General features: G+C 58.1%; 7 protein-coding genes. 1 reads left to right on the forward strand and 6 read right to left on the reverse strand.

Annotated features, from left to right (window positions below; genetic code table 11):
- Positions 1 to 659: 659 nt before the first annotated feature.
- Positions 660 to 1,469, reverse strand: a complete 810-nt coding sequence (gene yjbM, locus DQX05_RS29650) for a GTP diphosphokinase (RefSeq protein ID WP_119796825.1) — start codon at positions 1,467 to 1,469, stop codon at positions 660 to 662.
- Between the two features lie 66 nt (positions 1,470 to 1,535).
- Complete coding sequence (locus DQX05_RS29655) at positions 1,536 to 2,630, reverse strand: quinone-dependent dihydroorotate dehydrogenase (protein WP_182914964.1); 1,095 nt, start codon at positions 2,628 to 2,630, stop codon at positions 1,536 to 1,538.
- Positions 2,631 to 2,879: 249 nt separating this feature from the next.
- Between DQX05_RS29655 and DQX05_RS31260 the strand changes: the two genes are divergently transcribed.
- Positions 2,880 to 3,017: a hypothetical protein gene (locus DQX05_RS31260; RefSeq protein WP_182914963.1), complete on the forward strand. Its 138-nt coding sequence runs from the start codon at positions 2,880 to 2,882 to the stop codon at positions 3,015 to 3,017.
- Between the two features lie 84 nt (positions 3,018 to 3,101).
- Here the strand turns inward: DQX05_RS31260 and DQX05_RS29660 are convergent, their stop codons facing one another.
- From DQX05_RS29660 to DQX05_RS29675, 4 genes are all read right to left on the reverse strand, one after another.
- Positions 3,102 to 4,511: a L,D-transpeptidase gene (locus tag DQX05_RS29660; protein WP_119796827.1), complete on the reverse strand. Its 1,410-nt coding sequence runs from the start codon at positions 4,509 to 4,511 to the stop codon at positions 3,102 to 3,104.
- A 49-nt stretch (positions 4,512 to 4,560) separates the two neighbouring features.
- The gene (locus DQX05_RS29665; RefSeq protein ID WP_259392310.1) at positions 4,561 to 6,306 is read right to left on the reverse strand and encodes a stalk domain-containing protein; all 1,746 of its coding nucleotides are present in this window, start codon (positions 6,304 to 6,306) and stop codon (positions 4,561 to 4,563) included.
- An 18-nt stretch (positions 6,307 to 6,324) separates the two neighbouring features.
- Entirely contained in the window at positions 6,325 to 8,229 is a 1,905-nt protein-coding gene (locus DQX05_RS29670; RefSeq protein WP_119796828.1) for a FecR domain-containing protein, read from the reverse strand.
- 104 nt (positions 8,230 to 8,333) lie between these two features.
- The gene (locus DQX05_RS29675; protein WP_119796829.1) at positions 8,334 to 10,187 is read right to left on the reverse strand and encodes a CHASE2 domain-containing protein; all 1,854 of its coding nucleotides are present in this window, start codon (positions 10,185 to 10,187) and stop codon (positions 8,334 to 8,336) included.
- Between the last annotated feature and the right edge of the window lie 258 nt (positions 10,188 to 10,445).

Here is a 10,445-nt window from a genome sequence, read left to right on the forward strand (position 1 = left end):
GAATAGGCGTGTCTGGAGAAATCGTGCAGTTTTGCGGATTTCGCTTACCGGATAGGCGTGTCTAGGGAAATGGTGCAGTTTTCAGGCCGTTGGAAAACCCCTGTTTTTTTATTAAGGGGTGGAGATTGTCCATTTTCCTACTCTAAACTTGGCACCCATGCGTTTTAACCCGATTGTTTCTACTGAGAGACGAGATCCACCACATAAAAAATGAAATGCCATAAAATCCCTTGGACTTTCTCAACAGCCTGAAAAGTACATCCTTTTCCCCGATTTTTGCTTCCAACCCATTGGCATGGCAAAAAATCCTGCAGTTTTCAGGAATGTCGGTCACGGAGTAGACGTCAAAAATGGAAAATTTTAGACGTCATAGGGGTTTTCGCAGCTTTTCGGCAAGTCGAGCGGTGAGAAGCAGGGGGGACTATCTCAATGGAGGTAAAAACTACTTATGGAGCAGCACCTTTGTAGAATCTCCATAGCGCGCTGTTGTGCCAATCCAATGTGCTGCTTCTCTTCAGCGCCCGGCCACGATTCACGCTGATGCATGAGATTCATATCATAAAAGAACGGCCCCTTCCGGATGCCGTCCCTATGCTATCATCTCTTCTGTTCTTTAGCCGCCACGGCTTCATTCAAGGCTCCGGCATCGCTTAGCCCGTTCATTCACCGTCTGAGCCAGATTTCTTCGCCTGCCGCAGCATATCGATAATATCTTCCTCCAGCTGCTTGATTCCCGCCCGGTCTTCCCGCTCCCACAGCGTGTTGAACCGCTGCTGGAATTGGACGGCTTCCGTTACTTTGTGATAGAAGTACAGCTCCTGAATCAGCGCCAGACATTGATGCACCAGGCGCGACTGATCCTCGAAATCGCGCTGCGCCTCCAATATTTCCTGCCGGATGCTGGACATTTCATTATCGAGAATGAACGCGGCTTCCGCCGCTTTTTTCAGACGCAGCCGCACATCCTCCGGCAGGCTGTCCCGGTATTTGTAATTGAGCGAGTGCTCAATGGTAGCCCAGAAGTTCATGGCCAGCGTCCGAATCTGGATCTCCGCCAAGACCATCTTCTGGCCGAGCGCCGTCTGCACAGGGTATTCCACGATCATGTGGAAGCTGCGGTAGCCGCTCTCTTTATAGTTCGTTATATAATCCTTCTCGTACAGCAGATTCATATCTTTGCGATGGCGGATGAACTCAGCGACTCTGCGGATATCATCCACGAATTGGCACATGATGCGGATGCCGGCGATATCTTCGATTCCGCGCTCCAACTGGTCCATCGGCACGTCCAGCCGCTTCGCCTTGTCCAGAATACTGGAGATGCGCTTCACCCGTCCCGTAACGAACTCAATCGGCGAATACTCTTCCCGCTTCTTCAGTTCCGAGCGCATCGTCTTGAATTTGACCTTCAACTCTTCGACGGTCTGCTCATATGGCAGCAAAAACTTTCCCCAATCTCTTCCGTCCATTCAAGCGCCTCCTGTCATTCCCACCGTCCGTTATCTATGAGCGTCCAAGCGGATGTCTTTATCGTTCTACCGGTGATCCGCGCCAACGGCTTCGGATATATGCCGGTATCCGTCCCGCGCCAGCAAGCGGGCCAGACCCGCCGCCAGGTCACGGTTAACGCCCGGGCCCCGGTAGATGAAGCCGGTATAGATCTCTACCAGACTGGCACCGGCCCGAATCTTGCGATAGGCGTCCTCTGCGCTGAATACGCCGCCCGATCCGATGATTGGGATCGAGCCATTCGTCAGGCGATACAGCTGGGACACGACCTGGGTAGATCGCTCCTCCAGCGGCCGCCCGCTCAAGCCGCCGCCCTCCAGCCGGTTGCTGTGCTCGGCTCCCATACGGGACAGCGTCGTATTCGTCGCGATAATCCCGGATACGCCGCTCGCCATAATTGTATTCGTCATTTGCTCCAGCTCGGCGTCGGACACATCGGGAGCGATTTTGACCAGCACGGCCTTGTTCCGGCCATGCTCCGCATTCAGCCGCTTCATGTCCGAGACGGCCGCCTGCAGCAGCGACTTCAATTCGTCGCCATGCTGAAGATTGCGCAGATCCGGGGTATTAGGCGAGCTGATATTGATGACGAACAAGTCTGCTACCGGATAGAGTGTCCGGAGACAGGACAAATAATCATCCTGCGCCTGCTCGTTCGGCGTCACTTTGTTCTTGCCGATGTTGACCCATACCGGAATCGGCCGCTTCCGCAGTGCTTCCAGCGAATGCAGCATACTGTCCGCTCCCTTGTTATTGAAGCCCATCCGGTTAATAAGCGCCTCGTCCGGAGGCAAGCGGAACATGCGCGGCTTCTCGTTCCCCGGCTGTTCCTTGGGCGTAACGGTTCCCACTTCCATGAACCCGAAGCCGACCGAAGAGAGCCCGCTTACCGCCTCCGCGTTCTTGTCCAGGCCAGCAGCCAGCCCGATCGGCGTATGGAAGGACAAGCCGAATAGCTCGGTCTTCAAGGCCGGATCCTCTCCAACCCCGTATATCCCTCTCAGCAGTGCTGGCACGCCCGGAATGCGGCCCGCTTTGGACATCCCCCCGATGACGAGATGATGCGCCCGCTCCGGATCCATTTTAAAAAGCAGAGGTTTTACAATATATCGATACAACAACGTGTTCACTCCGTTCATCCATGCCAGACAATAAGCCTGCTTCGGTACGATTTGTGGCTCGTCGCCTCCCCTTCTCCGGCACGGCAGCCGTCCTGGAGAGAGCAGGCGCTTTTAGCCCTAACAAATAGTTTAAATCTTTCTTCGGCAAAAGAAAAGTCTGGATTCACTTTCAATTCGTCTGGCCTTTTGCCCAGAAAACGATTACAATAAAGGCAGTGAACAAGCGATTACTAAGAAAGGTGATGAACTATGGCAACGAAACGGAAACCGCCCGTTATCGCGACCAAGCCGCAGGATGCCGTGAACAAGAAAGCCATTTATTGGGCGGGAGGCATCGCGCTGGTTCTTGTCATTATCGTTTCCATCTTACTAGTGGTGAACGGATAACATGCCTGACCGTTCAAGGAATAAGAGAGCCGTGCCCCTGAGCTTCCGAGGGAACACGGCTCTCTCTTTGTGCCGCCGTGCCGGTTAATCCAGCCAGCGGTAGACCTTGCCCGGGTTGTCCTGCTGCGGCGTCAGATCGAGCCGGTAGCGATCTTCCGGATCGGGAACCCGCAGAACGCCGGGCAGCACATCCGACTCTATGCTGACTTCCGTCCCGATCGGCACCATGTCGAACAGCTCCTCGACATCGTCCGGTAGCATGCGGATGCATCCCAGCGACTCGTCCCGACCAATGCTGTCCGGCTCATTCGTGCCGTGAATCGCATACAGCGTATCCGACAGCGTCATCCCCCGGCTTCCGAAGACGCCGGTCGAGGATCCATTCGGATTCACCACCTTCTCCGAGATGACGAATTTCCCCTTCGGCGTGCGGCTGCCTCCCAGCCCGACCTCATAGTTGCGAAGCAGGATGCCTCCGCTAACGACACCGAGGCGATGCCGTTTTTTATCGACCACGATTCGAATCGGCTCGCGGAACGGATCGGCCTCATCGGCCCACATCTGGGAGAGCGCCTGCTCGGTCCGCTTCCGCTTCGATCCCCGGGCCATCCCGTTCCGGTAGACCTGCAGCACCCCCGCATAAGCCTGCTCAATTCCCGCCGAGGTGCCGGATACGGAATTGGCCGGATAGGCCTTCGCCATAGCGGGCCATTGATCCGGAGCAGCCTTGCCCTGCTTCACGTAGGCCGTCAGGGCGGACTTGGCAATCAGCCGCTGCTCGCTCGCTTCCGTCCACAACGCCGCGCCTTGGCTTGCTGCCTGCCTCTCCTCCTCGCAGCGGCAATCCGGTTCCGCCAGCGGCAGCATCTCGATCGGTCCCCCTTCGGATGGCGTGCTGGCCAACAGAACCGGTTCGGGGGTCCGCGACCAGATGAGCCACGCTTCATCGGACTCCATCCGAACGACGACATCCTCGCCCGCCCGCTTCCGATCCTTCTCCAGAATCCGCCTCAAGACATGCGCATAGCCCTCGTCATCTCCTGCGGCTACCAGCCGGTAGAAGGTACCGCCAGAGATCTCCTCATGCGGCCCCGGCGCATGGCCCTTGTCCCGCTGAACATTGAGCCGCGCTCCATCGGGAGCCACCGCCTCTCCGCCCGGCAAGAGGACGAGCAGCAGAAGGAACAGAATGGCCAATAACCCGGCCCGCAGCTGGGCCGCCTTCGTCCGGCTCCGCTTCTCGCGCTCGGTCCGCTCCTTCATCTGCTCCTCTACGGTCTCCTGCGGCAGAGGCTCATTTTCGAACGCTTTATAGATATCTCCTGCCTGGTTGAAGCAGTAGTTGGCTTTCCCTTGCTCCCCGGAACGCTCATATTGCTTGCCTAGCAAATACCAGGCCATCCGGTTGTCCGGATGGGATTCCAGGTACTCCTTCATATAGGCTTGGTCTTTTGGGGACCATTGAGGGGCCGGTTGGCCGGATTGAGGGGGCATTCTGATTCCTCCTTTCCACATCAGTCATCTTCTGTCCCGGGGTCTTACCTTATCGCCCGGCTGCTTCGCCTGACGCGTCTTGCCGTTCAAATACGGTATCCCGAAGAACGAGCGTCCGGAGCTCCGGAACCCAACTCACATGCAACCCGAAGTGATCGAGCAAGCGCGCCGGAATCAGCCACTGCCCGTCTTGCCGGAAGGGCGCTTCCTCCGCGCTCAGCGTCTGCGTCCGCTTCGTTCCATTAAGCGCTATCTGTACTTGCGGCACATCCCGCTCCAGAATAAGAACGGACGAGCCGAATGTTACCTTTACCCGGTCTGATTCCAGCTCTTCAACTCCGTATCCGATTATCTTCTTCCAAGGCTCCAGCGGAAGGAAGGCGCGATTATTCCGAATGACCGCGGGAACAGGCGTATCGACCCGACGGTCGTTATGCACCGTATTGACCGTGTCCTGTGCGGACGGGCTTGCGGTCGACGGGGAACGAACCTCCTCGGGCAGCGTATAACGGCGGAGAAGGCGTATCGAATTATTGAAGCCGTCCGCCACTGCGATCGTTCCGTTGCTGAGCACGGCCACATCCATCGGCTCGCGGAATGTCGCCTGTTCCGCCGAGCCGTTCTGATGACCTGTCCGCCCGCCGCCGCTTAACGTATACACCTTGCCATCATATAGATAGCGGATAGCATGATTCCACCGATCGGCGACGACAATTCCGCCCTCAGCCGTAACCGCAATGCCTGCCAGGCCGTTGAACAGCGCCTCGCTCGCCTTGCCGTCACGGTATCCTCCCTCGGCATACAGCTGTGCATCCGGGAACTTGCGGCTGTAGCTAGCGACCGATCCGGCGCCGGCAAGCGTTATCACGCGCTTCTGCTTCAGATTCACCAAGCGAAGCCGCTGATTCCCAGAATCGCTCACGACCAGATCACCGGAAGAGGTGAAGGCCAGGCTGCTCGGCTCGTTGAACTTGCTCTCCGCAAGCTTGCCGTCCGCATAATCGCCTCCTGCCGCGACCGCGCCAGGGGCGTATTCGACGATCCGCTTCGATCGGGCATTCAGCGTCGTCACCCGTCCGTTCGCATCAATGCGCCGAATGACATGATTCAACGCATCTGCGACGTAGAGGGAACCGTCCTCCGCCACGGCCACATCCCGCGGCTCGTTGAAGCGCGCCTCCAATCCAGTGCCGTCCTTCCAGCCGGCGAGACCGCTGCCGGCCACCGTCGTCACCCGGCCCGACTTGTCCAGCTTGCGGATAACGTGGTTCGCCGCATCCGCAATATACAGATTGCCATATCGATCCTCCGCCATCCCCATCGGCTCATTGAAGCGGGCCTCCGTGCCCTTGCCGTCTGCCCAGCTCCCGTTCGGCTCCCGCGTCTCCGCAGCGAAGCGAACCTGACCGGCCAGCGTGCTCACCTGTCCCGCAGCGTTAGCCTGGCGGATCAGATGGTTATAGGTATCCGCGATGAGGAGCGCGCCGTTCTTCCCTGCCAGCAGCCCGGCAGGATAGCGGAACTGCGCCTGTGCCGCACGGCCGTCAGCCGAACCAGACACGCCCGTTCCCGCCCAATCGATCGTCTCGTACCAGATCGGGGAGCGGCTCCAGGCGGCGAAGTCGAACGCAGGGGTCGCTAAGCTGTCGAAGCGGCTCATTTCCTGCACCGGCGGAGTCAAAGGAGCTGGCGCGGACGACGCGGAAGCCGTCCCTTCCGCACTGGCCGCACCAATGCACAGCATAAGGAGGAGAATCTTGCTTGCCCAACGGAATTGCTTTACTTTTCGATTCATGCTGTTCTCCTTTTTGGCTCATGGATTCACTTTAATTTCCAGCGGCTTCTCCATCGGGGCAATGGAGTGAGCGGTACCTGCCGCGTCATAGAACCGGATATCGGATATCGTGAAGGTCATCGTTCCTCCCGAACCGGCAAGATAAGGCAGTGTCAGCATCATGTCGTCGCTGTCCAGGCGGATGGCTCCGGGCGTCGTGACGAGAATACGGTACAATACCCGGCTGCCGGTGACCGATACCGCATCCACGCTGTTCTTTTCATTATAGTTATCCGGGCTCAGCGCAATATTGAATTTGCCGCCGCCATGACGGTAGTGCCCGGCATTCTGATCAAGCTTGTTCTGATCGATCGTCCCTCCTGTCGCATGGACTGCGAACTGTATGCCGACGACGTCAACCGCTTGCGTCAACCGCTTCAAGACCGCCATAATCTCGACTGCGGCTCCTGCCTGTACTTCCGTCGCGCTTGCGGTCAGCTCCAGTACATCCTGCTGCAGTTCCGGATCGGGATCCGGGTCGGGGTCTGGATCAGGGTCTGGATCCGGATCGGGATCAGGGTTCGGGTCGCTATTCCCCGAAGAGTTATCTGAAGTCCCCTCCTTTGCACTGCCTGGCTTCGAAGCCTCGACGCACATTGCCGCTGTCTCCCCGTTCTCGCATACTTCAAGGCAGGCCTTCTCCAAGTCTTCGGCGAAGCGATCACGTTCCTTCTTGTCCAGCGATGCGGCATAGTCCCGCTCCAGTTGGAGCTGCTGCTCCCGATCGAGCTTAGCCTGCTGCTGCCGGCGCGCTTCCTCTTCCTTGGATAGAGCCGAGTCGGCAGCGGAGACGGCTTCCTCCAGGCGGCTTCGCTGTTCCTTCATCTGGGTGATACGCTCCCGTTCGCCTTCCGTGAGCTGCAGGGCAGCGTCGCGCCAAGCCATCCCGGAAGCCGCCGCTTCGGTTGCCGTCAGTCTCCCGGCCTCCAGGGCCGCTCTGACGATGACGCCGTGGAATGCGACCAGATTGCGTTGAATCCGGAGTTCCACCTTGCTCCGCGCCTCTGCCGAAGTTCCGCTGCCCGCCTTATCCGTTCCGAGCTCCAGGAAGCTGTCTAGCAGGGGACAAGACGCTCCGGCCGCCATGGCCGGTCCCGTCGAGCAGGACGACTCCTGCCATTTGCGCAGCAAGCGGCTGTTCTCCTCGGCCGCATCGCGGAAGCCGCTCACCATCGCCCGCAGTACGGCGGGGTCAAGCTCTGCCGCGAGCGAATCGGTATCCGCATACGCGAACAAGGCTTGCACTCCTCCCGATGCCGTTGGAACGAAGCTGGCGGCCTGCGCCGGATACACATCCCGTTCGAACAGCGGCTTGATTGGAGTTCCCCGCATAGCGAAATTCGTGTCGACGCCGCTGTACTGCGTGCGGACCACACCGGCGGTAACATGCAGATCCGTCCATCCGGCGCCGGGATCGACGCGTACCGCGAATTGAGTCCCGCGGACAGCCATCACGGTCGTCGGCGTTTCCAATTCGAAGCGATCGTCCGCTCCCAGAATCGACTTCACTTTGGCAAAGACAGAACCGGCCCATACTCCGATTTTCGTCTTGGCCCCATTTCCCCCATCCAATTCGGTAAAGGCAACATCGGCCCCTTCTCCGATCGTCAGCTCATCCTCCTCATCTCCGCCGACCAGTTGAAGCACGACGCGGGATTTCGCTCCGGTGACGATCCGGTCACCTTGGTTGATGCTCATATTTTTGAATAATTGCAGCGGCTTGCCGCCGCCTGATTTCGTAACTGAGGCCGTTCCTTTCCATTCCTTCACGAGAGCTACGCGCACCGCCTTATCGGCAGCCGCAGCCGGCACAGGCCGGATGAGTCCAGCCACCAATAAGCAGCATGCAATGATGAACATCAGCTTCCATCTCCGTCGTTGCACGTTATCCCTCCTCTCTTTTTGTATCGGATAAAAAAGGCCAAATTGCGAGCATTTTTTTACTTTTCCATCCTTTTTACGTATGAAATCCGTCCTTCGGTCCTAATTCATGCCTCTTCTTGTTCCGCCAGCAACTCGTAGACGAGGACCGGCTCCGCTTTGCCCTTCAGCTTGAGAGGCCCCACCTCGGACATGTTGAACCGGCTGCCAAGGCGGCGCACCGTTTCTTCCCCGACAAGCACCTGTCCCGGCTTCGCTTGGGATTCCAAGCGGGCGGCGGTATTGACCGTGTCGCCAATCGCCGTGTAATCAAGCCGGAGCGCTTCCGAGCCGATGTTGCCGACGACCGCTTCGCCGCTCTGAATCCCGATGCCGAATTGAACGGCGATATCCTTCGCTCCCAACGTCTGCTTCAACAACTCGGCCCGCCTCACCAAGCTCAACGCGGCTTGAAGCGCATGTTCTTCATGCCGTTCCAGCGGATAGGGAGCGCCGAAGATGGCCATGACGCCATCGCCGATGAACTTGTCCAATGTCCCCTGGTGGCGGAAGATGACGTCGGCACAGGCATGCAAATATTGATTGAGCACCTGGAGCGTCTCCTCCGGGGCCAGCCGTTCCGAGAGCGGAGTGAACCCTCGAATATCGATGAACATGACGGTAATATCGCAGCGCGTTCCGCCGACCCGAATCGGCTCCCTGGATCGCAGAAGCTCCGATACGACGGCAGGCGACACGTACCGCCCGAACAGATCTTCCACCTGCTGGCGCGCCCGCTGTTCCTCTCGGCTGCGATAGGCGAGAAGCAGCGTATAGGAGGCGGCCATCCCGCATATTTCGGTGAAATACGGAATGAATATCGAGCCGGTCTCATAGACCGCGATCCAGATCACCGTATAGAGGCCGGCGAGCAGCAGCGCGCATCCTGCTCCCAGCACGCCTCGGACACGGTTCCCACACCAGGCGGCAGCGGCGATGCCCACGGCGAGCGCGAGCACGCTCCAGCCGAAGGGAGCTTCCTTATAGAAGCGTCCCTCCAGGAGCGATTGAACCATATTCGCATGGATTTCCACACCGTGAAGCATCATCGTCCGGCTGAGCGGCGTCATATGCTTGTCGCTGAGCGAGGTCGCATACGGACCGATGAGGACCGTCGTATCTTTGTAATACTCGGCATCGACGATGCCGGTCAGCACATCGATGAACGACTGGCGATCATAGCCGTTCAGCTCGCTCTCTCCATAACCGTAAGCGGAAGTGAAGAAATCGGTCGCCACCTGATGCCGGGCATCCGTCGGAATCGGCTTGTCCCCCCGCAGCCAAGCCTGCTTCTCTTCTTCCCAACGGATTCGTTCCCCTTCGGGCAGCATCCGGTTCGCGAGCAGCACGTCGAGCGATGGAAGCAGCTCGCCGTTCTCGTCGCGCAGCCCTAGCGTCATATGCCGGATGACCCCGTCCGGATCGGGAAGCACATTCACATGGCCCAACTGCTCTTCCCGCACATGAAGAGATGCGGCCGGCCGATCGACGCGGTCCACGAGGAGCGATTCCGCGTCAGGCTGACGGGATTGCAGGGTGACCTGAACCGGCAGGTAGACTTGCGGATAGCGCTGCAGCTGTTCCGACAGCATCGCATCATCCCGCTCATCCGCAGCCGGATCGATGAGAAGCAGGTCCAGCGCCACCGACTTGGCTCCCGCTTCCATCAGATTATTGATCATATCTGCATATACGCTGCGCGGCCAAGGAAATGGCCCCAATTGATTCAAGGACTCTTCGTCAATCGCAATAATTTTGATCCGATCGTCGGGAGCCTGCTCCGCCACGCTCTTGGTGCGCAGCGCATCACGAAGGGCATGCTCCGCCATCTGGAACGTGCCCCCGGTTCCGAAGCCGTACACATACACCGCGATGATGGTGACGAGGGCCGCGATCCCGAGCGGAATTCCGTAATTCTTCATCCCAGCCCTCCCCTCCTTGGCTGCCAAAATAAAAATATGCTCATATATTCAATTATCGTGGCGTTAACCTATAACATTGTAGAACGAGGAATGCAATCTTGGCAATGACACTAAACTCACTCGAGCGTGCTTGTACCGCCGTCCCTTTATGAAAAGAAAAAGGTCCAGGTTTACATGAATTTTGCGCAAATCGATTCTTTCCACTAGAGTAAAGGGCAGAAAATTTCTGCCCCTCCTCATCAAACCGTACGTGAGGTT

It is taken from the genome of Paenibacillus thiaminolyticus (assembly GCF_003591545.1).
Classification (GTDB): Bacteria; Bacillota; Bacilli; order Paenibacillales; family Paenibacillaceae; genus Paenibacillus_B; species Paenibacillus_B thiaminolyticus_A.

Bases quoted from the DNA above. Each gene is read 5' to 3' on its own strand.
- DQX05_RS29660 (WP_119796827.1), bottom strand. From the start codon at position 4,511: ATGCCCCCTCAATCCGGCCAACCGGCCCCTCAATGGTCCCCAAAAGAC.
- DQX05_RS29675 (WP_119796829.1), bottom strand. From the start codon at position 10,187: ATGAAGAATTACGGAATTCCGCTCGGGATCGCGGCCCTCGTCACCATC.
- yjbM (WP_119796825.1), bottom strand. From the start codon at position 1,469: ATGGACGGAAGAGATTGGGGAAAGTTTTTGCTGCCATATGAGCAGACC.
- DQX05_RS29665 (WP_259392310.1), bottom strand. From the start codon at position 6,306: ATGAATCGAAAAGTAAAGCAATTCCGTTGGGCAAGCAAGATTCTCCTC.
- DQX05_RS31260 (WP_182914963.1), top strand. From the start codon at position 2,880: ATGGCAACGAAACGGAAACCGCCCGTTATCGCGACCAAGCCGCAGGAT.